General features: G+C 72.6%; 18 protein-coding genes. 5 read left to right on the top strand and 13 right to left on the bottom strand.

Annotated elements, in window-relative coordinates:
• Position 1: 1 nt before the first annotated feature.
• Both ACIBR0_RS05980 and ACIBR0_RS05975 read right to left on the bottom strand, forming a co-directional pair.
• The gene (locus ACIBR0_RS05980) at positions 2 to 769 is read right to left on the bottom strand and encodes a hypothetical protein (protein ID WP_396712924.1); all 768 of its coding nucleotides are present in this window, start codon (positions 767 to 769) and stop codon (positions 2 to 4) included.
• Positions 766 to 1,215, bottom strand: coding sequence for an NUDIX hydrolase (locus tag ACIBR0_RS05975; RefSeq protein ID WP_396712923.1), 450 nt, complete (start codon positions 1,213 to 1,215; stop codon positions 766 to 768). The genes ACIBR0_RS05980 and ACIBR0_RS05975 overlap by 4 nt, the downstream gene beginning before the upstream one ends.
• 138 nt (positions 1,216 to 1,353) lie before the next feature.
• Here ACIBR0_RS05975 and ACIBR0_RS05970 point away from each other — a divergent pair, with 138 nt between their 5' ends.
• The gene (locus ACIBR0_RS05970) at positions 1,354 to 1,746 is read left to right on the top strand and encodes a cyclic nucleotide-binding/CBS domain-containing protein (RefSeq protein WP_396712922.1); all 393 of its coding nucleotides are present in this window, start codon (positions 1,354 to 1,356) and stop codon (positions 1,744 to 1,746) included.
• A gap of 76 nt (positions 1,747 to 1,822) precedes the next feature.
• Here the strand turns inward: ACIBR0_RS05970 and ACIBR0_RS05965 are convergent, their stop codons facing one another.
• From ACIBR0_RS05965 to ACIBR0_RS05925, 9 genes are all read right to left on the bottom strand, one after another.
• A complete protein-coding gene (locus ACIBR0_RS05965) occupies positions 1,823 to 4,855 on the bottom strand; it encodes a malectin domain-containing carbohydrate-binding protein (RefSeq protein ID WP_396712921.1) in 3,033 nt (1,010 codons plus the stop codon).
• A 215-nt stretch (positions 4,856 to 5,070) separates the two neighbouring features.
• The gene (locus tag ACIBR0_RS05960; protein WP_396712920.1) at positions 5,071 to 6,081 is read right to left on the bottom strand and encodes a glycoside hydrolase family 26 protein; all 1,011 of its coding nucleotides are present in this window, start codon (positions 6,079 to 6,081) and stop codon (positions 5,071 to 5,073) included.
• Positions 6,082 to 6,221: 140 nt separating this feature from the next.
• Positions 6,222 to 7,154, bottom strand: coding sequence for a sulfotransferase family protein (locus ACIBR0_RS05955; protein ID WP_396712919.1), 933 nt, complete (start codon positions 7,152 to 7,154; stop codon positions 6,222 to 6,224).
• A 28-nt stretch (positions 7,155 to 7,182) separates the two neighbouring features.
• A complete protein-coding gene (locus ACIBR0_RS05950) occupies positions 7,183 to 8,736 on the bottom strand; it encodes a lipopolysaccharide biosynthesis protein (RefSeq protein ID WP_396712918.1) in 1,554 nt (517 codons plus the stop codon).
• The gene (locus ACIBR0_RS05945) at positions 8,733 to 9,596 is read right to left on the bottom strand and encodes a sulfotransferase family protein (RefSeq protein ID WP_396712917.1); all 864 of its coding nucleotides are present in this window, start codon (positions 9,594 to 9,596) and stop codon (positions 8,733 to 8,735) included. Before ACIBR0_RS05945 ends, ACIBR0_RS05950 begins: the two co-directional genes overlap by 4 nt.
• Positions 9,597 to 9,613: 17 nt before the next feature.
• The gene (locus ACIBR0_RS05940; protein ID WP_396712916.1) at positions 9,614 to 10,819 is read right to left on the bottom strand and encodes a hypothetical protein; all 1,206 of its coding nucleotides are present in this window, start codon (positions 10,817 to 10,819) and stop codon (positions 9,614 to 9,616) included.
• Positions 10,819 to 12,306 (bottom strand): O-antigen ligase domain-containing protein, encoded by a 1,488-nt coding sequence (locus tag ACIBR0_RS05935; RefSeq protein WP_396712915.1) that lies wholly within the window; start codon positions 12,304 to 12,306, stop codon positions 10,819 to 10,821. The genes ACIBR0_RS05940 and ACIBR0_RS05935 overlap by 1 nt, the downstream gene beginning before the upstream one ends.
• Complete coding sequence (locus ACIBR0_RS05930; RefSeq protein WP_396712914.1) at positions 12,303 to 13,304, bottom strand: DUF3048 domain-containing protein; 1,002 nt, start codon at positions 13,302 to 13,304, stop codon at positions 12,303 to 12,305. The genes ACIBR0_RS05935 and ACIBR0_RS05930 overlap by 4 nt, the downstream gene beginning before the upstream one ends.
• Entirely contained in the window at positions 13,301 to 15,085 is a 1,785-nt protein-coding gene (locus tag ACIBR0_RS05925) for a Wzz/FepE/Etk N-terminal domain-containing protein (RefSeq protein ID WP_396712913.1), read from the bottom strand. The genes ACIBR0_RS05930 and ACIBR0_RS05925 overlap by 4 nt, the downstream gene beginning before the upstream one ends.
• 479 nt (positions 15,086 to 15,564) lie before the next feature.
• On the opposite strand from ACIBR0_RS05925, the gene ACIBR0_RS05920 reads away from it, so the two are divergent.
• Genes ACIBR0_RS05920 through ACIBR0_RS05905 form a run of 4 tightly spaced genes read left to right on the top strand, consistent with a single transcriptional unit; the run spans position 15,565 to position 18,567 of the window.
• A complete protein-coding gene (locus ACIBR0_RS05920) occupies positions 15,565 to 16,053 on the top strand; it encodes a UDP-N-acetylglucosamine--LPS N-acetylglucosamine transferase (protein WP_396712912.1) in 489 nt (162 codons plus the stop codon).
• On the top strand, positions 16,050 to 16,628 hold the full coding sequence (locus tag ACIBR0_RS05915) for a glycosyltransferase (protein ID WP_396712911.1): 579 nt from the start codon (positions 16,050 to 16,052) through the stop codon (positions 16,626 to 16,628). The genes ACIBR0_RS05920 and ACIBR0_RS05915 overlap by 4 nt, the downstream gene beginning before the upstream one ends.
• Positions 16,625 to 17,656: a sulfotransferase family protein gene (locus ACIBR0_RS05910; RefSeq protein ID WP_396712910.1), complete on the top strand. Its 1,032-nt coding sequence runs from the start codon at positions 16,625 to 16,627 to the stop codon at positions 17,654 to 17,656. Before ACIBR0_RS05915 ends, ACIBR0_RS05910 begins: the two co-directional genes overlap by 4 nt.
• Positions 17,653 to 18,567, top strand: a complete 915-nt coding sequence (locus ACIBR0_RS05905; protein ID WP_396712909.1) for a glycosyltransferase family 2 protein — start codon at positions 17,653 to 17,655, stop codon at positions 18,565 to 18,567. The genes ACIBR0_RS05910 and ACIBR0_RS05905 overlap by 4 nt, the downstream gene beginning before the upstream one ends.
• Positions 18,568 to 18,623: 56 nt before the next feature.
• Here the strand turns inward: ACIBR0_RS05905 and ACIBR0_RS05900 are convergent, their stop codons facing one another.
• A complete protein-coding gene (locus ACIBR0_RS05900) occupies positions 18,624 to 19,922 on the bottom strand; it encodes a hypothetical protein (RefSeq protein ID WP_396712908.1) in 1,299 nt (432 codons plus the stop codon).
• A gap of 97 nt (positions 19,923 to 20,019) precedes the next feature.
• Positions 20,020 to 20,880, bottom strand: a complete 861-nt coding sequence (locus ACIBR0_RS05895) for a 3'(2'),5'-bisphosphate nucleotidase CysQ (protein ID WP_396712907.1) — start codon at positions 20,878 to 20,880, stop codon at positions 20,020 to 20,022.
• Positions 20,881 to 21,084 lie beyond the last annotated feature (204 nt).

Below are 21,084 nucleotides of genomic sequence, written 5' to 3'. Positions count from 1 at the left end.
GTCAGCCCGGCAGCGCCGCCAGGTCGGCGAGGACGCCCAGCCGTTCCTCGGCGGTGAGCACCAGGTACGGCCCGGCCGCCCGGCGGTCGGTCTCCAGCTCGATGGCCAGGAGTTCCGCCCCCGGCACCAGCTCCGTGATGCTCGCCGGGCTGTGCCCCGCGGCCGTCCACGCCGCGGCATGCGCGTCGGCGCGGTGGAACCGGACCGCGCCGAGGCGGTTGAGCAGCAGCACGCCGGCCGGGGTCCCGTCCGGCTCGTGCGGCGGCGCGACGGCCGTGAACGCGCCGTTCGGCTCGCCGCCGTCCTCCGCGAGCACCAGCGCGTACGCGAGCACCCGTCCGAAAGCCTCGACCAGCCGCCGTACCCGGTCCTCGTGCCCGGCCCACAGCTCCTCGGTCACCTCGGCGTGCACCTGGTACAGCTCGGTGAGGAAGGCCAGGCCCCGTTCGGTCGCGGACAGCCCGCCGTCGGGCCGGCGGTGGATCATCCCGTACGCGACGTGCTTGTCCAGGGCGCGTTGGCAGCTGGCCGGGTCCCGGTAGCGGGTGACTGCGGCGAACCCGGCTCCGTCGACCGTTCCGCCGGGCACGGCGAGCCGGGTCCGCAGCTCCAGCAGGAAACCGGTGGCTGCCGGCCCGCCGTACCGCTGGCTCAGCTCGGCACCCCCGCCGTCGCGGCCGGCGAGAATGCCGGCGACGAACGCCCGGTCGACCGCCGGGGCCACCAGGCCGGCGAAGCGGTGCGGCGCCAGCTCGACGGTGTCGTTCACAGACCGATCGAGCGTAGGGCGGCGAAGGCTTCCGCCGCGATCCGCCGGATCAGGCCGTCGTTGACGTCCCGGTGCTCGTCGAGCAGGTCGAGGTCGTTCTCGGCGAGCCACCGGTACTCGGTGTGCTTGCCGGCCTCCAGGATCGGACGGGAGAGGTCGCCGTCGACCCGGATCAGCCAGTCGCTCTCGATCCGGGTGAGCCCGTCGTCGCCGACGTAGGTGTACTCACCGACTGGGCCGAGCACGTGCGACACGGTCCAGCCGGTCTCCTCGGTCACCTCGCGGCGCAGCGCGTCCTGGACGTCCTCGCCCGGTTCCAGATGTCCGCCCACGATGTCCCAGCAATTGGGAAAGAGGCGCCGGTCCGGGGACCGCCGCTGGAAGAAGAGGCGGCCGTCGTCGTCGACGATCAGGGCGCCGGCACAGCGCAGGGGCTCGGAGGACACGCGTCGACAGTAGCGAGGGACGGGCCGTCGCGCCGATGCCCGGTCCCGTACCGTAATGATGCCCGGCCTTGTACCGGAAACGCACCGGGCGCACGATGTCCTGTACCGGGTCCCACCGTCCCGAAGGGGTGATGCGTGATGCAGGTTCGGGAAGCGATGTCCAGCCAGGTCCTCGTCGTCGGTCCGGAGCACACGCTCCGGCAGGCGGCCCAGATGATGTCGGCCCGCGGTATCGGGTCGGCGGTCGTGATCGACCCGGACTCCGAGGGAGTCGGGATCATGACCGAGCGAGACGTGCTCAACGCGATCGGCGCGGGGTTGGACTGCGACGTCGAACGCACCGGCGCCCACCTGACCTGGGACGTCGTCTACGCCGGACCGGAGTGGACGGTGGAGGAGGCCGCCGCCGCGATGGCCCGGGGAGGTTTCCGGCACCTCGTGGTGCTCGACGGCCGCGAGGTGGCCGGGGTCATCTCGGTCCGGGACATCATGCGGGTCTGGGCGCGGGACCACCACGCCAGCCGGGTCTGACCCGCCCGTACGACGACCCGCCGTACGACGATGGCCCGGCCGTTTCGGCCGGGCCATCGTCGTAGCAGGGCTCAGATCACGGACCGACGAAGACCGTGGTCGACCGCCAGTCGACATTGTCGACACCGGGGCCGCTGAGCAGCGTGGCGGCACCGGTCGGCGCGCCGAACGACCACGCCATCGAGGAGAGGTTGCCAGTCGTCCGGTCGACGACGTACAGCTTGCCGTCGTCCAGGAAGATGCCACCCGCCGTGGCGAAGGCCGCCGTGCCGGAGGCGGTTATCCGCTCCGCCCCGACGGTCCCGCTGTCCGGGCTGAACCAGCGCCAGAACAGGCGGCTCTCGCCCGCCAGCGTGTACCAGAGGCGGCCACTGCTGTAGAACGCACCGGTGACGTTCGGCAGCTCGGCGAGGAAGGTCGACGCCATACCGGCGTACGTCTGCCCCTCCGGGCCGGAGCCGGTCACCACGAGGTCCCACTTGGCGTCGTGGTACGGGTCCAGCTTCGTCGGGGTGCCGAAGGCGCTGCCGTCGAACGACCGACGGTAGAGCTCGCCGCCCTTGCCGTAGAAGAGGTCACCACCGACCCAGAACGCGCCCCTGACCGTCGACCAGTCGGTGTCGTCCGGGTTCGGGACCACACCGGCCGGACCGACCTCGGTGGCGCCGTCGTACGACCGGCGGAGCAGGCTGCCCGCGGTGCCGACCGGCGCCGGCGGGAGCTTGACGATCTCGATGCCCTGGACGAGCGGGTTCTCCAGCACCCGGCCGAAGTCGATGTCCACGTTGCCGTCGCTGGTGATGGGGAAGGACCGCATGGTGCCCCGGTTGGTGCCGCCGGCGCCGGCGACCGGGTCGAAGTCGTCGAGCTTGACGACCCCGTCGATGCTGACGTCGAACTTCCGCATGCCGACGCTGGCGGTGCCGGCGAAGCGGTTGGCGAGGTAGAGGCGTACGTCGACCTTGGTGCCGGCCGGGACGGGGAGGTCCCACTGCATGTCCGGGTCGGTCGCGTAGTCCCAGCGCTCGCTGTTGAACAGCGCCACCGGGGTTCCGGACGGCACGGTCGGGTCCAGCGTCGCGTTGGTGCTGTACGCCGCGGTGGTGCTGCCCTCGTTGTGGAGCGGGCTGGGCGCGGCCAGGGTGTCGGCGGACCAGGCCGGCCCGCTCGGTGCGGCCAGCGCCGGCCCACCGGCGTTGACGCGGTGGAGCACCTCGGGAGCCGGCGGCGTGTGGACGATCTCGATGCCCTGGACGAGCGGGTTCTCCAGCACGTGGCCGAAGTCGATGTCCACGTTGCCGTCGCTGGTGATGGGGAAGGACCGCATGGTGCCCCGGTTGGTGCCGCCGGCGCCGGCGACCGGGTCGAAGTCGTCGAGCTTGACGACGCCGTCGATGCTGACGTCGAACTTCCGCTTGCCGACGGTACCGGTGCCGGCGTAGCGGTTGGCGAGGTAGAGGCGTACGTCGACCTTGGTGCCGGTCGGGACGGGGAAGTCCCACTGCATGTTCGGGTCGGTGGCGTAGTCCCAGCGCTCGCTGTTGAACAGCGTCACGGGGGTGCTGGACGGCACGGTCGGGTCCAGCGTCGCGTTGGTGGTGTACGTCGCGACGGTGCTGCCCTCGTTGTGGCGCGGGCTCGGCTCCGCGATGGTGTCGGCGGCCCAGTGCGGGCCACCGTCGGTCGCCGCGATCGTCGCCCCGCCGGCGTTGACCCGGTACAGCACGTTGGTCGGCGTGGCGCCGCTGACCTGGTACACGTCGCCCGGCAGCCCCTTCGTGCTGGTGGAGTGCGGGGCGTTGCCGCCGGTGAGCGGGAAGAAGGCGATACGCGCCCGCTTGTAGTCGAAGTCGCCGATCCACTCCTGGTCGCTGCCGAGCCAGAGGCCCTGCGGGGTCACCAGCATCTCGGTGACGCCGTATCCGCGCGGGTGGCGGCCCGGGTTCCAGGACAGCGGCAGACCGTTGGCCGGGTCGAGAGCCGCGATGCTGGCCCTGCCGACCGCGCCGGCCGCTGCCTTGTCCGCACCCAACGGGTTGTTCAGCCAGCGGAAGTGGCCGCCCACGTAGACGGCCTTCTCGCTGATGCCGGCCGAGAGGAAGGTGTCGCCGCCGCTGGAACTGATCCAAGTCGGCTGCTGGCCGCCGCCGCTCGTGTTGGTGTTCCAGCGGGCCACCGTGTCGCAGAGCGTCCCCGCGTACGGCGCGCCGGTGGTCACGACGACGAAGTAGTCGCCGTTCGGCGAGTACGCCACGTCGCGCACGTACGAGTCGAAGGAGATGTACCTGCAGGCCGGCGTGTAGCGGTCGGTGTTCCAGTTCGCCACGGAGGCGCTGGCGTCATCCAGGTCGATGCGCACGATCTGGTCGTGCACGACGCCGTTGGCCTTCTTGAAGTTGCCGATGACGACCAGGTCGCGGCCGTTCGGCGACACGGCCAGCTTCTCGACGCCGACGCCGGCCTTGGCGCCGCCGTTGGTGCTGGTCCAGTTGTGGTTCTCGGTCAGCGCCACGGTGAGGTAGCTGTCCAGCGCGCCGGTGGTCGCGTTGAGCGAGGCCAGGCCGTTGCGGGTGGCGGTGCCGGCGGTCGTGAAGATGCCGCCGACGAGGAGCCGGTCCCCGACCAGGACGACGTCGTTGATCGTGCCGTTGAAGGCGGGAGCCTTGAAACCGGCGACGGGGCTGCCGTCCGCGACGTTGAGCAGGGCGAGCTTCCGGAAGCCGTTCTGCCCGTCCAGGGTGGTGAACTCGCCGGCCACGTAGACGGTGCCCGGGACGGGCCCCGCGATGATCGCCGTCACCGCCCGGTCCAGCTGCGGGACGAACGCCGGATCGATCTTCCCGGTGGCCTTGTCGAAGGCCAGCAGGAAGTTCCGGGTGACCTCGACCGTCGACGCGCCACGGTCCTGGGCCTTGGTGAACGAACCGCCGACGATGACCTTCGTGCCAGCGTCGTAGACGGCCACCACCCGGCCGTCGTTGATGTTCGGCGTCTTGTCCGACGGCAATTCGCTGACCACGGTGGTGTGGTCCGGTGCGGCCGCGGCGAAGGCGGGCACGGGATGGAACAAGGTGGCGATGCCGAGGGCGGCGGCGCCGAGTACAGACACCGAGCGGTGTCTCAGGGATGAGGAAGCCACAGGCAACTCCGGTCAGAAGGTCGGAGACGCTGCGTCGGCGCCGGTGTGGGACGCGTGAGGACGTCGACCGGCGGACACAGTCGTGAGGGCAACACCTTCTCGCATTCACGTCCCGCCCGTCCACCCGGGAAACGCCTTTTTGGCCGAGAAACCGTCCGTGGCCACACGAAAAGACGAGGTGGAGATCACCGGGTGGGCAGCGGAGGGCTGAAGTACGGGTCCGTCGCCATCTCGCGGAACACCGCCGCACTCTCGGGATCGTTGCCGAAGGTGCTGTCGTACAGCGGCTTGGTGGTCTGTTTCGCCGCGAAGTAGACCGCGGCCTTGATCTGCGGATGCTTGCGGATGTACGGGCCGACCTCGCGCATCCAGTCGGCCCGCTGGCCCGGCCGTCCCTCCTGCGTGAGACCGAACTCGCCGATGATGACGGGCCGGGGGTGCTTCTGCGCGAACGACATGAAGTGGTCCATCCGGTTGCTGAAGCTCGCCCAGTCCGGGCCCGGGTAGACGTCGGCGCACAGCCAGTCCACCTCGTCGTCGCCCGGGTAGTAGGCCGCCGCCCGCCGTTCCGCTTCGGCGAAGCCGTCCGCGTGCGGGCACCACACCCAGCCCGCGTTGGTGACACCGACCTCCGTGAAGATGCCGCGGACGTGCTTCCAGGCGGCGACGTAGTCCTCCGGTGAGTGGATGCTCGCGGCCAGGTTCGGTCGATCCATCTCCCACCGGTAGCGCAGCAGCACCGGCGCCCCGAAGGCCTTGACGTCCTCGGCGCGCTGGCGGATCAGCGAGTCGTAGATCCCACTGACCGTCGAACGGGTGTCCGTACCCTGCCAGGAGATCAGCAGCAGTTTCCCCTGGGCCTGGAGAGCCTGCTCGTTGGCACCCGGGAACGGCTCGTTCCACTTCTGGAACATGTGCGCGATGCTCAGTCTGCCTCCGGCCGCACGGTCGAACTCCGCCAGCGCGGCGGCCCGTCCGGACGGGTTGTGGTACTCCGGCTTGACCCACGCGCCCAGCCAGGCACCCGTCTCCGGCGGCTCCGGTCCACGCCCGGTGGTCCGTACGGGGGCGGTGCGCGGTGTCACCGTGGGCGGCGCCGACACCACCCGCGGCGACTCGTCCGCCTCGGGGGCCGTTCTCCACTCGCAGGCCGTCGCCGCCGGGGTCAGGCAGGCCAGGGCGAATACGGCCGCCATCGTCCGTCCTAACCGTCGTACCACCGCAACCCTCTCCCCAGGAAGGCCGCCGGCCCCACGGTCGATCAGCGTGGCGGCCCCGTCACCGGGTGCACACCACATGGGCGGGCGACCCGCAGCACTCTACCCGCTGACACCGGTCACCCGGTGTAGCCGAGCTCCGTGAGCAGCGGTTCGGCCTGGCGCAGGACATCGGTGAGGTCCGTGGAGTCCAGTCGCTGCCGCCAGCGGCCGACCGAGTCCGGGCGGGCCTTGCCGAAGCGGGCGTGCAACGCCTGTCGACCCGAGGGATCGCCCACCTCGAGGAAGTCGGCCACCACCTCGGCGGCCTCGGCCGGCCGACTCACGATGTCCTCGTAGCGCAGGTGGCGCACCCGCTCGGCGGGCAACTCGGCCAGCTGGGCCAGCGCGCTGCCGGTGAAACGCCGCCACATCCACGCCGACCGCCCCAGGTCGGAGACCTGGGTGAACTCCGTGCGTCGCTCGGGCTCCACCCAGAACCGGGGCGTGGCGCCCCACGGCGTACCGCCCCGGCCGCTCCGGCCGCTGCCCGTCGACGCCGCGTTCAGCCACGGCTGCTCGGCGTGCGAGACCGCCACGTCCCTGCCGTCGCGGCAGATGTGCAGGAAGACCGCGTCGGGAAAGACCTCCGCGAGGAACGGCACGATGAAGCAGTTCTCCGGGTCCTTCTCGGCGAACCGCAGTCCACCGTGGCCGGACGCCGCGAGCAGCGCCCCGTAGTAGCCCCGGAAGTAGCGGGCCGCCCGCTGCGGGCTCCAGCTGCCCTCGTACACGCAGCGGGCCACGGCCTTGGTCAGCCGCGGCTCGAAGTGGTACGAGACGTCCGGCAGCGCCCCCACACAGCTGCCCAGGAACGTGGTGCCGGAGCGCGGCGCGCCGAGGATGAAGATCGGTCGCTCCACCTTCAGGCTGAGCTTCCGGCTGGCGGGCTCCGCCGGCCGTTCCAGCTCACGGCGTTCCTTCCGGTCCGCCAGCAGGCCGACGGCGGCGAGCTTGGCGGCCTTCACGGTGGACAGGCCGGTGTGCGGGGCGAGGGGCGTGCTGCTCGTCATCGGTGTCCCATCGGTGTGCGGGTGGGGATCAGGACCGGGCGTCCGGGGCCGTGGCGGCGCGGTTCCTGCCCCGTCGCAGCGCGCGGAGCGCGTCGAGGTTCAAGGTTCGGCGCCAGCGCGCGGCACCGGCCACGTACGCCGCCGTGCCCGCCACCGCCACCAGAGTGAGCACCGGCAGCCCGGCGTCGAACAGGCTGGCGGCTCCGAGCGGCAGGCCCAGGGTGGCGACGGCAAGCGCGGCGGCGGTGCGCGTGCCACGTCCGAACGGGTGCAGCCGCAGCGACCACCAGAGTTGGGTCAGCGGCACCAGGTTGGTGACCAGGATGGACACGGTCCACGCCACGGCGGCTCCGAGGATGCCGTACCCGGGGATGAGAGCGACGTTGGCGACCACGTTGAGCGCGGTGCCCGCCATCGCGTTGTAGAAGGTCCAGGCGGTGCGCCCGGCCATGTTGAGGACCATGTCGACCATGCCGCAGCCGGTCGCCACGAGCATGGTCAGCGCGAGCAGCACCACCACCCGGCGACCGCTGTCGTAGCCGGGGCCGAAGAGCGCCAGCATCGGCTCGGCGAAGGCCGCGAAGAGCAGGTAGGCCGGCCAGGAGAGCAACACCAGCCAACCGGTGGCCGTCTGGTAGAGCTGCCGCGCCTCCTCCTTGTCGTCCCGGGCGAACGCGGCGGCCAGCCGGTGCTGGACGGTGCTGGACAGGGCGACGCCGGAGAGTTGGCCGAGGGCGAGGAACCGGGTCGCCGCCGTGTAGACCGCCGCGTCGGCCGGCCCGCGCAGGGCGCTCAGCAGCACGATGTCCAGCCGCTGGACGACGATGGCGGCCAGGCCGCTCAGCGCGCGCGGGCCGGTGAACCGCCAGAACGGCCCCGCCAGCTCCCCGGCGGGCACGGGCCGGGTGACCTGCCGGCCGGCCCGGTCGACCAGCCGGCTGAGCCAGGCCAGCGCCACGGCCGCGGCGAGCAGGTACGGCACCGCCCAGGCCAGCGGGAGCGCGGTGGTGGCGGAGAGGCCGAGCCAGGCGGCCACGGCCACCGCCACGAACTGCACCAGTGTGCGTCCGAGCCGTTCCACGGTGAGCAGCGGTCGCATCTGCCCGAAACCCCGGCAGGCGGCCAGGGCGTAGTCGTTGAGCGCCGCGAACGGCACGAAGACCAGCAGGATGCGCAGTGCGGTCACCGCGTCGGGGCCGGCCCCGGGCATGGTGAGCTCGGCGAGTGCCGGAGCGGCCAGCCACCCGGCGACGCCGAGCAGCGTCCCGACGGCCAGCACCGGCAGCAGCCCGACCAGGATCGTGCCGCGGATACGCTCCCGCTGGTCGAGGGTGCGGTGCCGGCTGACGAAGTAGACGGTGCCCACGTCGGTGCCCAGCCGCGCCGCCGTCGCGGCGATCATGAACGCGCTGGTGGCCGCGAAGAACATGCCGGCCTCGCGTACCGACCACCCCCGCGTGACGACCACGTTCAGGCCGAAACCGGCGACCGCCGCCAGGGCGACCCCGGCGAGGTTGGCGAAACCCTGCCGGGCCACGCCGTCCAGGCCGGCCCCGCGGGGGGCGACGTCCGTCGTGGTCACCGCCGCCACGAGGGCACGCGTCCCCACCAGGTGGCCAGCCGCTCGTCGTACGGGGCGAAGTGGGCCTCCAGCCGGGCTCGCAGCTCCGCCGACATGGGCGAGCGGGAACGCGAGTTGTGCCTGCCGAAGGAGATGTCCGCCCAGCGGGGCAGGCCGAGGAAGTCGCAGACCGCGTCGAAGGACGGACGTGGGTCGGCGAAGAAGTCGTCACTGTCGATCACGTGCAGCCGTTCCCGGCCGACCAGCGCCTCCAGCCGCTCCAACTGCTCGACGTACCGCCCGCGGGCCAGGTACGCGTTGTGCTGGAGATGGTGGCTCGCGTACGTCGGGTCGGCGAGCATCCGCTCCCACTCGCCGGCGGTCCGCTCCTCCTCCAGTTCCAACGCCCGCTCGAACGACGACTCGGGCTCGTAACCCCGGGCCAGCTCGTGCGAGTGCGCCGAGTACGCCCGCTCCACCGGGTCCCGCAGCAGCACCAGCAGCTTCACCGAGGGCAGATCCTGGGCGATCCGCTGCCCCGCCAGCGGGTGGAACATGTAGTACGGGCTGGACTCGCCGGTGATCCCGCGTACGCCGAGCTGCGCCTGGACCGCCTCCGCCTTCGCGGTGGTGGGGAAGTGCCCGAGGTACCAGTTGCCCCCCCGGTGGTAGTCCATGTCGAAGTAGTGCACGCCCTTGTGGTAGGCGGGCGGCAGCACCCCGGGGTGCTGCGAGAGGGTCTTGAACAGCGACGTGGTGCCGCAGCGCTGCGCCCCCACGATCAGGAACCCGGGCGTCATCCGTGAACCGGCGGTCAACCGACCCACCGTCCGGCTCACCGACTTCACCGCACGGAGCGCCTGCTCCTTGGCCAGCGTCACGTCCCCACTCCTCACTCTTACCGGGCCCGCCGGGCCAGGTGCTCCTCCACGGCGGGCAGCAGCCAGGTGTCGACGTGCCCCAGCCGCACACCCGCCTCCGCCTGCCGGTCCCGCAGATAACGCGCTGCCAGCTCCACCAGGTAGAGCACGGCGACCAGGTCGGCGTCCCGGCCCTCGGAGTCGAACGGCGCGAGCGTCCGGTCCGCCCCGGCGACCAGCGCCCGCGCCGCCTCCGTTGGGTCCACCCCGTGGTTGCCGATGGCGGTCTGCACCGACCGGTGCAGCGCGTCGTAGCCGGCCGGTACGTCCGCCTCGAACCGCTCCCAGTCCCAGACCAGCACCCGGCCGTCGGCGAGCACGGCACTGTTGCCGCCGTTCCAGTCGCCGTGCCAGGCGCCGATGGCCACCGTGGGACCGGCCTCCGCCACGGACTTCACCACCGCGCGCAGCCGCTCCGCCTCCGGCCGCGGGCCCAGCGCGTCCACCGCCCCGGACAGCCGTGCCGCGTGCCCGCTCGCGGCCCACGCCTCCCGGCGTACGCCCAGACAGCCGGCGACCGCCACCATGGCCGCCTGCTCGGCTGCGACGGCGGTGGCCGGGGCGGCCCGGGGCAGCCGCACCGGCAGCGCCTCCTGAACCAGCAGCGCGTGCCCGTGCCAGACGCCGTGGTGCCGTACGTCGGCCACGGTGACCGGACCGAGCGGCAGGTCGGCGAGGCGATGCAGGGCGGCGGCCTCGGCGTCGACCAGGGCCCGGGTCAGCGGGTCCACGCCGAGCTTGGCGTACCCGAGCGCGCGCCCGTCGGGCGCGAGCAGTTGCAGCACCGGCTTGCGGTTCGCGCGGGCCGGACCGATGTGCATGCTGACCATGACGCGCTCACCCAGCACCTCGGTCAGGTACGCGTCCAGCCCGGCGCCGGTCACCGCCACGCGGTCGCGGAACACCAGCGGGCCCAGGCCGAGCCGGAACGTGGCGGCCAGCCCCTGCCGGACCAGCCGGGCCTTGCGGCCGACCGCCTCGGTGGAGTGGCGCACGGCGTTCGCCGCGGCCCGACCCGAGCCGGTGGGCACCAACAGCCGTGGCCGGGCCGCCGACGGCACCACCACCCAGCCGGTGCCGCCTCGGCGCAGGGCGGGCGTGGCCGGTTCCGGCCAGATCAGTCCGGCCAGCTCACCCAGGTACGCGGCCCGGCCGTTTCCGCCCGGGGGTGTGTGGGACACCATCAACGCTCACCGCCGGTGACGAGTCGGGGCCGTAGCCCGGGGAAGCTGGTGGGAGACCGGTGCGTCGCGACGGTGCGGCGCAGCCGGTCGTTGCGCGCGAGCAGGGCGACCGTGATCAGGCCGTAGGCGAGAGTGGCTTCCATCGCGCCGTAGGTGAACTGGAAGAAGAGCATGAGGATGAGCACGAGGCTGCCGGCGATCCCGATCGGGCTGTGGTCCCGCCGGTAGCGCCAGAGGCTGTAGAGGAAGAACCCGTTGTAGCAGAGCGCCCCGACGTAGCCCTGGCCGACCAGCAGTGCCCAGAACTGGCCGTTGCTGCCCAGTTCCCGGTTGCCGCACTGCGGACAGTCCTCGGACTTGCCGATGGCGATCGACCGGTTGCTGCCGATCAGTGCCCGGTTGCCGCCGTACCCGAGGACGGGCGAGTGGTTGGCCGCCTGGACGGCGCCCTGGGAGAGGGTGGTGCGGATGTCGTCGCTGTGCCCGTTCGCGAGCCGGTCGTCGAAGGTACGCCCGAGCGGGGTGGCAATGATGAGGACGCCGATCAGCCCGACCGCCAGCCCGAGCCCGCCGAGAACCAGCATCCGGCCGCGCAGCGCCAGTCGGATCGCCACGTACACCGCCGAGATGCCGAGCCCGATCCAGAGGCCCCGGTTCAGCGAGTAGATGATCGGGAAGATCGCGGCGAGCGCGATCGCGATGCCGAGTGTCCGCCGCAACGGTCGGCCCAGCACGACCCAGCCCACGATGAGCCAGATCAGCAGGATCGCGGTGTTCTCTCCCCAGGAGTTCGTGTACTCGAAGGGCGCGGACGGGCGAGGCGAGCTGGCCTCGCCCTCGATCACCTGCTGGACCTGGGCGAACTTGACGTTCATCAGCGAGGCGACGAACGGCTGGCTGGCGATCGAGTCCGGCAGGACGAAGCGCAGCGGCGCGGCGAACCCGAGGGTGGGGAAGAGCGAACCGAGCCAGCCGCCGATCACGACGACGACACCCATGAACCCGAACAGCCGGACCACCCGCCGCCGGGACAGCTCCCGCTCACTCAGGTTGAGCACGTAGAGCATCACCACGGTCATCGCCACGTAGTTGGCGACGCGGATGGCCCAGCCGATGTACCGGCCGCCGCCACCGGGAGGGAGCGTGTTGGGCGAGGTGAGGTCGAGCATCAGGGCGGAGAGCACGACCCAGAGCAGCAGCACCAGCCAGATGCCGAAGCCGGGTGGCACCCGGACCGGGCCACGGCGCCACAGTTGCACCGCCATCGGCACGGCGAAGACGACGAAGACGAAGCTGGACAGCCCGAGCGCCCACCACACCGGCCAGAGGACGAAGAGCGCGATCAGGGGCCACGCGGTGGGCAGCCGCAACGACCAGGTGCGCGGCTGGTACACGGGTGGAACGGGCCGGATCGCGTCGCCTCCCCGGGCGTCCCCGACGATCGGGGACGCCCCGACGCCGGAGCGCTGCGGGGTGACCGTGCTCATTTCACGGTGACCTTGGCGGTGGTCGGCGCGTAGATCACCCAGGCGCTGCCGGGCCGCGGGTGCATCAGGTCACCACCGGCGTCGACGATGTTGCACACCAGCGGGAGGCCGGGCTTGCGCCAGGTGCCCTTCGCGCCGGCCGGGCCGGAGACGACCACCGCCGCACCCTCGCCGAAGACGTTCGAGGAGGGCAGTGACCGCGGCGACGGGTTCCGGACGTCCAGCGTCCGGTACTCCACGGACAGCACGATCACCGAGGTGGCGGTCACGGTGGTGGTGCCGACCTTGCCCACCCAGAGCGACTTCTGCTGGTCGTGGCGCCAGACCATGGGCGGGCCGCCGGAGACGGCGACGGTCAGCTCGGTGGCCGGGGCCAGGCCCTGGGAGGCCAGCGCCGCCCCGTCGGTGGCGTGGTCGAGCAGGGGCGTGGGCGGCTGTGCCCCCTTGGGCGCGGCCTTCCACAGCGCCGCCGTGGACGTGTTGTCGGAGTCGAACACGTCGCCGTCGTCCGCCGGAGTCACCCCGGCCAGACCGGAGTTCTCGAACTGGGTGAGGAAGCCGGTCGGGCCGCCGTCGTAGGCGACGAACGGGCGGAGCACGGCGACGGACCGGATGTCGACCGGTCGGATCTCGGCGACCGGCCCGATCCGGGCGGCGTCGCGCGAGTGGAACACCGCCGTCAGGTGCAGGGTGTCGGACTCGGCGAACTCGGCGAATACCAGGTCTGCCTCGGCCAGACCGGACGGGGTGGTCGACGGGCTGACCCGCAGCGGCACGGCGAGGGCGGGCCGGGTGGCGACCGGTGCGGCGCTCACCGGCTGGCCGGTGAGCGGCGCGGCCGGCAGGGTCGGGGTCGGGCTCGGCGCGGAGGTGGCCAGGGCTCCCGGGTCCACGACGTCGGGGCCGTCCGGCTGGGGCTGCGGCTCACTGCACGCCGTGGGAAGGGTGAGCGCGAGGACCGAGGCGGGGATGGCGCGCAGCAGGTGCCGGCGGTTCACTCCAGGTCCTCGCCGGACTCCATCGCGTAACTGCGGCCGGTGCCGTCGGCGTCGCCGCCCCGCGACCGGTACGTGCCGCTCGCTCCGTTCACCGGTACCGGCTTACCGGGGCTGGCCGGCTCGACCGGCACCACCGGCTTCGCCGACCCGGCTGCGGAGGTCGAGCCGGACGGCTTCATCCGCGGCAGCACCATGGTCGACTCGACGGACGGCCCGGGGCCCGGCCGCGGCGTGGGCCGGCTCGCCGGCACGGCGGGGCGGGGGGTGGCCGGGGCGGTGTGTGCGGGCAGCCGCGGTGCCAGAACCGCGCCGAGAACCGGAGCGTTGACCTGCTCGAACTGCTGGAGTGCGGCGGTGATCTCACCGCTGCGGGTCCGGCTGTTCTCGGCCACCACGATGACCGCGTCGACGTGCCGGCCCAGCGCCTGGGCCTCCACCGCCACGTTCGGCCGCCCGGTCTCGATCAGTACGTGGTCGAAGCGGGCGGTGAGTTCGGCGAGGATCTCCAGCAGGCCGGCAACGGGCAGCTCGACGTCGGTGTCCAGGTCCCCGGGCAGCAGCACCCGGAGCTGGCCGAGCCCGGGCACCGGTGCGAGCGCCTTGAGCGCCGGCACGTCACGCCGGAGCGCCGACGCCAGGCTGTGCCGACCCTCGGCCACGCCGGTCATGGTGCTCAGCACCGAGTCCGGCTTGGTGGTGACCAGGGCCACCTGCTGACCGGCGCGGGCGTAGGCGGCGGCCAGGTTGGCTGCCACGAATCCGGCTGCCACGCCGGCCGACCCGTCGCAGATCAGCAGCTGGCGTCCCCGGCCCGCCTCCCGTGGCTCGGGCACGGAGGCGAGCAGCACGTTGCGCAGCCGGCCCAACTCCCGCGAGATCCGGTGACCGGCCGGCAGCACGGTCAGCGACGAGGTGCGCGCCGGCAGCTCCAGCAGCAGCGGCAGGCCGACCCGGTCGGTGATGTCCCGGCCGCGGCGGACCCGGGTGTCGAGCCGGTCCAGCAGCAGCGCCAGCACCATGCCGAGGAGCAGGCCGGCGCCGAGGCCGCTGGCCAGGTTCAGCGTGCGGTTCGGCGAGCTGGGGCTCTCCGGGAGCCGGGCGTCCGAGATGATCTCGCCCGGGTTGGTGTCGGTGGAGATCAGCGGGCTGAGCCGGTTGTTCAGCGAGTTGAGCTGGTTGGTCAGCACGTTTTGGTCGGCCTCGGCGCGCTCCCGCTCGACCGAGTTGCTCGGTGCCGCGACGATCCGCCCGGTTACCACGCTGAGCTGCTTGGTCACGTCTGCGATCTGCTGCCGTAGCGCCGTGGTCTCGATCTCCAGCGTCTTCTGCGCGGTGGCCTTGCGCAGGTCCAGGTAGGCCTGGGCGAAGGCGTGCGAGCCGGCCTGGGCCTGGGCGGGGGTGTCCGCCTCGTACGCCACCTGGAGGACCTGGCTGTTCGGCGGCACGGTGATGGTCACCGACCGGACCAGCTGGTCGGCCGGGGCCCCGCTCTTCATCAGCTCGCGGGCTCGCTCGGCGACGACGAGCGAGCGGACCACCTGCGCTTCGGTGTCGAGGTTCACCTTGGCGTTCGGGTTGTCACCCGTGGCGCCGACGGGGCGGACCAGCAGCGAGGTGTTCGACGTGTACCGGGCCTGCTGGAGCTGGTTCACCGCCAGCCCGCCGGCGGTGCCGAGGATCGCGGCGAGCAGCAGGATCCACCAGCGCCGGCGCAGCCAACCCAGATAGGCCGTCAGGACAAGGCCGTCGGGCTCGCTCTCGGCCACGTGGGGTGAGGGCATCAGATTCTGTCGCTCCCTTTCGACCGAGCCGGGCAGTCCACGGTGCAGCTGGACCTGACCGTGTCCTTGAGTGTCGCCGATCCGAACGAGGAGGGAAAGCCCGCCCACGTTTCGGTGAGCCCGCCGGATGTGGACAGCCGGCGTCGAGATGGCTCGTCTCCGTTGGCCATTCGGCGGGTTTCCCGGCTCCGGGCCCGGCCTTTCCCCGGAGCGGCGCCGTCGTCGACCCCGGTCCGGAGCGGTGACGGAATACTGACACAGTCCGGCCGGGCCGGGTTGCCCGGGCCGTGTCGCCCCGCGCACCGGCGTTGACCTGGCCGATCGACCGGACAGACACTCCTGGCGTTGGGATTCCCGGATCGGTCCCATCGGTCGGCCCCGAGCCCGTCCAACGGCCCCTTCATTTGTCCACCCCGCGCCAGTAGGTTGTCATGGCGCGTCCGAAGGTCATTCGCGACATCGTGACGCGGTTGCCGGGAATGGGAGGGACGTTGGTGAGCGGGTCAACCGAGGGCTCGGGCCAGATCCTGCTGGTCGGATCCAGTGGCGGGCATCTCGCCCAACTCGTGGCTCTCGAGCCCTGGTACCGGAACCGGAGCCGGGCATGGGTCACCTTCGACACGCCCGACGCCCGCTCGCTCCTCCCGGGCGAGGAGGTGGTCTGGGCCCACCATCCGACCACCCGCAACGTGGTGAACCTCATCCGCAACGCCTTCCTGGCGCTCAAGGTGATGCGCCAGCGCCGGGTGGACGCCGTGATCACCACCGGCGCCGGGGTCGCCCTGCCGTTCGTGGTCGCGGCCCGACTGCGCGGCGTGCCGACCGTCTACATCGAGGTGTACGACCGGATCGACAGCGCGACCCTGACCGCCCGGCTCTGTCGTCCCTTCCTCTCCGCGATGCTCGTGCAGTGGGAGGAGCAGCGCCGGATGTACCCGGAGGCCACCGTCGTGGGGAACCTGCTGTGACCGCGTTCGTCCCCCAGCCGCGGGAGGGGCACGACCCCGCACCGTCCGTGCTGGTGGTGGTCGGCACCGACGTGCACCGGTTCGACCGCCTGGTGGACTGGCTGGAGCGGTGGCACGCCGGCCGCCCGTCGGTCCGCGTCGTCCTCCAGTACGGCCACAGCCGTGTCCCGCGGCTGCCCGGGGCCACCCCGTTCCTCGGCCACGAGGAGCTCCAGCGCGCCATGGCCGAGGCCACGTTGGTGGTCAGCCACGGCGGTCCCGCCACCATCACCGAGGCCCGGCGCACCGGCCACCTGCCGATCGTGGTGCCTCGGGACCCGAACCACGACGAGCACGTCGACAACCACCAGCAGCTCTTCGCCCGGCGGCTCGGCACCGCCGGGCTGGTCCGGCTCTGCTGGTCCGAGGCGGAGCTGGTCGCCGCCCTCGACGAGGGTCTGGCCGACCCCTCCCGCTTCGCCCTCGCCGATCCGGACGGGCCGGACCCGCGCGCCGAGGCGGTCGCCCGGGTCGGTCAGGTGATCGACGACCTGGTCGCCCGCCGGGTACGTCAGCGGGCCGGGGGGCGCCGGTGAGCGCGGCCCCGGTGGAGAACCCCCGTGTCCTCTTCGTCGGAGGGCTCGGCCGCAGCGGCTCGACGCTGCTGGAGCTTCTCCTCGCGCAGAGTCCGGACGTGTGCGCCGTGGGTGAGGTCGTCCACCTGTGGGAGCGGGCGCTCGGCGCGGACGAGCGGTGCGGCTGCGGCGAGCAGTTCACGGCCTGCCCGTTCTGGCGGCAGGTGGGCGAGCACGCGTTCGGCGGCTGGTCCGCGGTCGACCGGGACGAGGTGCTGGCGCTCAAGGACCGGGTCGACCGCACCCGCCACATCCCACGGCTGGCCAGGAACTCCCTCTCGGCGGCGCAACTGGCCGACGTCCGGCGATACGCCGACCTCTACACCCGCATCTACCGGGCGGCGCTGGCGGTCAGCGGGGCGCGGGTGGTGGTCGACTCCAGCAAGCACGCCTCGCTCGCCTTCGCGCTGCGCTGGGCGGACGGGCTGGACCTGCGGGTGCTGCATCTGGTCCGGGACAGCCGCGCGGTGGCGTACTCCTGGGGCAAGCAGGTGCGCCGTCCCGAGGTGGTCGACGGCGAGGACTTCATGCCCACCTTCTCGCCGATGGAGGTGAGCAAGCTGTGGACCGCGCAGAACGCCGCCTTCCACCTGCTCGCCACCCGCGCGCAGGTGCTGCGCCTGCGCTACGAGGACTTCACCGCCGACCCGGCCGGCGCACTGCGCCGGCTCCGGCTGTTCGCCGGCCTGCCGGACGACCCGGAGGCGCTGCGCCTGCTCGGCGCACCCGGCAACGGCTCCGGGTCGGCCCGTCCGTCGACGCACGGTGATCCGGCGCCTCCGCCGGCCGTGCCGATCCGGGCGCACAGCGTCGCCGGCAACCCGCTGCGATTCAGTGGCGGCCCGTTGACGGTACGACGGGACGAGGCGTGGCGCACCCGCCTGCCCCGTCGCAGCCGGGCCGTGGTCAGCCTGGCCACCCTGCCCTTCCGGGTCCGCTACGGCTACCTGGGCCAGCGGCGTTCCTCCGATTCCGTGGAGACTTCATGAGCGGCCCGAGCATCTCCGTCGTCGTACCGACACGGGACCGTCCAGAGCTGCTGCGCGTGGCGCTCGACGCGATCATCGGTCAGGCGCACCCGGGCCCGATCGAGGCGATCGTGGTCTACGACCGTTCCGAGCCCGACCGGTCGCTGGAAATGGAGCGGGGCAACCGGCGGATCCGCGTCCTGACCAACACCCGTACGCCGGGGCTCGCCGGGGCCCGCAACACCGGCATCGAGACGTCCACCGGGGACCTGGTGGCGTTCTGCGACGACGACGACGAGTGGCTGCCCGGGAAGCTCGCCGCCCAGCTCGGCGCGCTCGACGTGCACCCGGACGGCGCTCTCGTGAGCTGCGGCATCCGGGTCAGCTACGACGACCACACCGTGGACCGTTCGCTGGACCGGTCCCGGGTGTCACTGGAGGCCCTGCTCCGCGACCGTCTCACCGAGCTGCACCCGTCCACGTTCCTGATCCGCCGGGAGGCGCTGGTCGACGCGATCGGCCTGGTCGACGAGCAGATCCCGGGCAGCTACGCGGAGGACTACGAGTTCCTGCTCCGAGCGGCCCGGTACGCCCCGCTGGTCAATCTGGAAGCTCCGTACGTGCTGGTCCGGTGGCACAAGCGGTCGTACTTCGCGCAGCGCTGGGACACGATCTCCACCGCGTTGCAGTGGCTGCTGCGCCGCTACCCCGAGTTCGCCACCGTCCCGCACGGTGAGGCCCGGGTGGCCGGCCAGATCGCCTTCGCCCAGGCCGCCATGGGAAACCGGCGCGACGCGCTCCGGTGGGCCCGCCGTACCCTGGCCCGCAATCCGCGCGAGCCGCGGGCCTACCTGGCGCTGGCGGTGGCGAGCCGGGCCGTGCAGGCCGACCGGGTGCTGCGCACGCTGCACAAGCGCGGCCGGGGCATCTGAGCCGTACGCGACGGGCGGGCGACCGAATCGGTCGCCCGCCCGTGCCGTGCGGTTGATCAGGCCCCGTTGAAGGACCGCCACGCCTGGATGCTCGGCTGGTCCATCAGGCGGAAGTCGCCCTGGTCGACGACCTGGTTGTAGTACGCCACGAACTCCGGCCGCTGCCCGTTGAGGAATCCGGTCATCGAGCGGATCCACGCGGCCCGCCCGGCACCCGAGTCGCCGGGGACCAGGTCACTGCCGGTCTCGGCGAGGCCCCACGGCTTACCCAGGGCGCGGGACTTGTCGATCATCCGGTTGTAGATCTCCTGCGGCGGGGCGTACCGCTTCCATCTGGCGCCCCAGTTGTAGCAGTCCCAGCCGAGCGTCTCGATGACGTCGCCACCGGGATAGAAGGCGTCGAAGCTGCGCCCGGACTTCGGGTCGAGCGTCCAGCACATCAGGATCAGTGTGTTGACCAGCTTCGGGTTGCCCGCACGGTTGGCCAGGCCGGCCACCCGCTTCCAGGCCGTCCGGTACGCCTCGGGGGTGAAGGCGCCACGCTCGACGTCGTCCTCGGGCTCGTGGAAGTACGACCAGTAGACGTTGTGCTCACGGGGGATGGAGGCGAACCAGGAGGCGAGCCGGGAGTCGTGCTTCCCGGAGTTGATTTCCTGCGGCGAGGCCTTGAAGGAGACCACGACGGTCCGGTCCACGACGTCGCTCCGGCTGCCGTTCCAGGCCGGCGGCAGCCCGGGGTAGAACACCCGGGCCATCCGCAGCCGGCCGAAGGTCCGGTCGGAGCGTTGCAGGGCCTGGTTGAACGTCTCCCCGGTCTGGACGCCGATCGACGCCCCGGGCAGCGTCAGCCGTGCACCGCTGAAACCGGGGACCGATCCGGCTGTGGCCGACGACTGAGCGGACGGAGAGCCGCCGATGCCCTGGGCCGCGCTCGGGGTGGTGCTGGGCAGGCCGCCGGACGGGGTGGGCGCTCCGGCGGACGGCGCGGCGGACTGTGGTGGCGTGCCCGCCTGCGGCACCTCACTGGCCGGTGGCTTGGGGTCGGGCTGCAGTGTGGCCACGGCGACACCGGCGCTGGCCAGGGCGAGCGTGACCGCCCCCGCGACTGCCAGTCGCCAGCGGCGCCGGGGCGGTGCGGCGGGGGACGGCGGCAGGTCGGGATCGGTGGGTGGCCCGACCGTCGGCCCGTCGGCCCACGGGCCGTCCGGCGGTCCCGCCGCGGCGGCGGTGGTGGTGGTTGCCCACGGGTCGACGACGCCGTCGGTCGGCCCGCCCTGCTGACCGGGAGTGTCCTGACCCGGCCAGGGGCCGGTCGGCCCCACCACGGCGTTGTACTGGTCTCGCTCGGCCGGCATGACCCTCCCTGGCTGGCGGCGGCCCGTCTCGGGCGTAGGTCGGCGGTGTCCGCCCGACACTATGCCCCGACCGCGTCCTCTGTGCCTACTGCGACATTCAGCCGAACGCCCGACCGGTGCCGGCCGGAGCGGGCATCTCGACGCCGGTCCGGGCGATCGCGTCGAGCAACTGGTCGGCCAGTTCCGGACGGCACACCAGCAGGTCCGGCAGGCGTGGATCAAGGCGGTTGTAGCGCAGCGGCGAGCCGTCCACACGTGAGGCGTGCATCCCGGCGCCCAGGGCCACCGCGACCGGGGCCGCGCTGTCCCACTCGTACTGGCCGCCGGCGTGGACGTACGCGTCGACCTCGCCGGTCACCACCGCGCAAACCTTGACCCCGGCGGACCCCATGGGCACCGCCCGGGCGCCGAGCAGTTCCACCAGTTCCCCGACGAAGGCCGGCGGGCGGCTGCGGCTCACCGCGATGCGGACCGGCCCGTCGAGCGCCGCCGGGGTGGGGTGTCCGGTGCCGAGGACGAGTTGCCGGCCGTCCGGGGTCGACCGTGCGGGCATGCCGACCGCCCCGGCGACCAGCGCGCCGTCCGGCCCGGCCGAGCGCTGCCAGAGGGCGACGTGCACCGCCCAGTCGGTGCGTCCGGACTCGGAGAACTCCCGGGTGCCGTCGAGCGGGTCGATGATCCAGACCCGGTCGGCGTCGAGGCGTGCCGCGCGTTCCCCCGTCGACCAGGCCCGACGCGAGTCGGCCTCCTCCTCGGAGAGCACGGCGTCAGCCGGGCGCCAGCGGGCCAGGGCGGCGGTCAGCAGCTCGTGCGAGGCCTGGTCGCCCGCGGCCTTCAGAGCGGCCGCGTCGGCGAAGCCCTGCCGATCCCGCAGCCCGGTCAGCGCCGTGCCGGCCTGCTCGGCCAGCCACTCGGCGAACGCCTGGTCGTCGAGTCGTCCGACCTCGTCCTCGGTCACGCCCTTCACCCCTGTCCCCTGGTTCCTGCGACCCGCAATGATCCAGCGGCCGGCCCCGCCGGCGCCAGCGTCCGGTCAAATGGTGGACAGCCGGCGGGGAAGTCCTGGGTCTTCCGGGTGAACCTGGTGGACGTTCGGCCCTGCGCGTGGCGAACATCGGCTGACCGGACGGGTTGACCGGCGGATCGACGGGTAAGGATCCGG

Source organism: Micromonospora sp. NPDC049497, assembly GCF_044465805.1.
Lineage (GTDB): Bacteria > Actinomycetota > Actinomycetes > Mycobacteriales > Micromonosporaceae > Micromonospora.
Note: the sequence above shows the minus strand (reverse complement) of the source record. Positions and strands in the feature narration are given on the sequence as shown.

What these genes read in the sequence shown, in the direction of transcription:
- ACIBR0_RS05955 (WP_396712919.1), bottom strand. Translation starts at nt 7,154, where the DNA reads ATGACGAGCAGCACGCCCCTCGCCCCGCACACCGGCCTGTCCACCGTG.
- ACIBR0_RS05970 (WP_396712922.1), top strand. Translation starts at nt 1,354, where the DNA reads ATGCAGGTTCGGGAAGCGATGTCCAGCCAGGTCCTCGTCGTCGGTCCG.
- ACIBR0_RS05960 (WP_396712920.1), bottom strand. Translation starts at nt 6,081, where the DNA reads ATGGCGGCCGTATTCGCCCTGGCCTGCCTGACCCCGGCGGCGACGGCC.
- ACIBR0_RS05900 (WP_396712908.1), bottom strand. Translation starts at nt 19,922, where the DNA reads ATGCCGGCCGAGCGAGACCAGTACAACGCCGTGGTGGGGCCGACCGGC.
- ACIBR0_RS05935 (WP_396712915.1), bottom strand. Translation starts at nt 12,306, where the DNA reads ATGAGCACGGTCACCCCGCAGCGCTCCGGCGTCGGGGCGTCCCCGATC.
- ACIBR0_RS05905 (WP_396712909.1), top strand. Translation starts at nt 17,653, where the DNA reads ATGAGCGGCCCGAGCATCTCCGTCGTCGTACCGACACGGGACCGTCCA.
- ACIBR0_RS05920 (WP_396712912.1), top strand. Translation starts at nt 15,565, where the DNA reads ATGGGAGGGACGTTGGTGAGCGGGTCAACCGAGGGCTCGGGCCAGATC.
- ACIBR0_RS05940 (WP_396712916.1), bottom strand. Translation starts at nt 10,819, where the DNA reads ATGGTGTCCCACACACCCCCGGGCGGAAACGGCCGGGCCGCGTACCTG.
- ACIBR0_RS05925 (WP_396712913.1), bottom strand. Translation starts at nt 15,085, where the DNA reads ATGCCCTCACCCCACGTGGCCGAGAGCGAGCCCGACGGCCTTGTCCTG.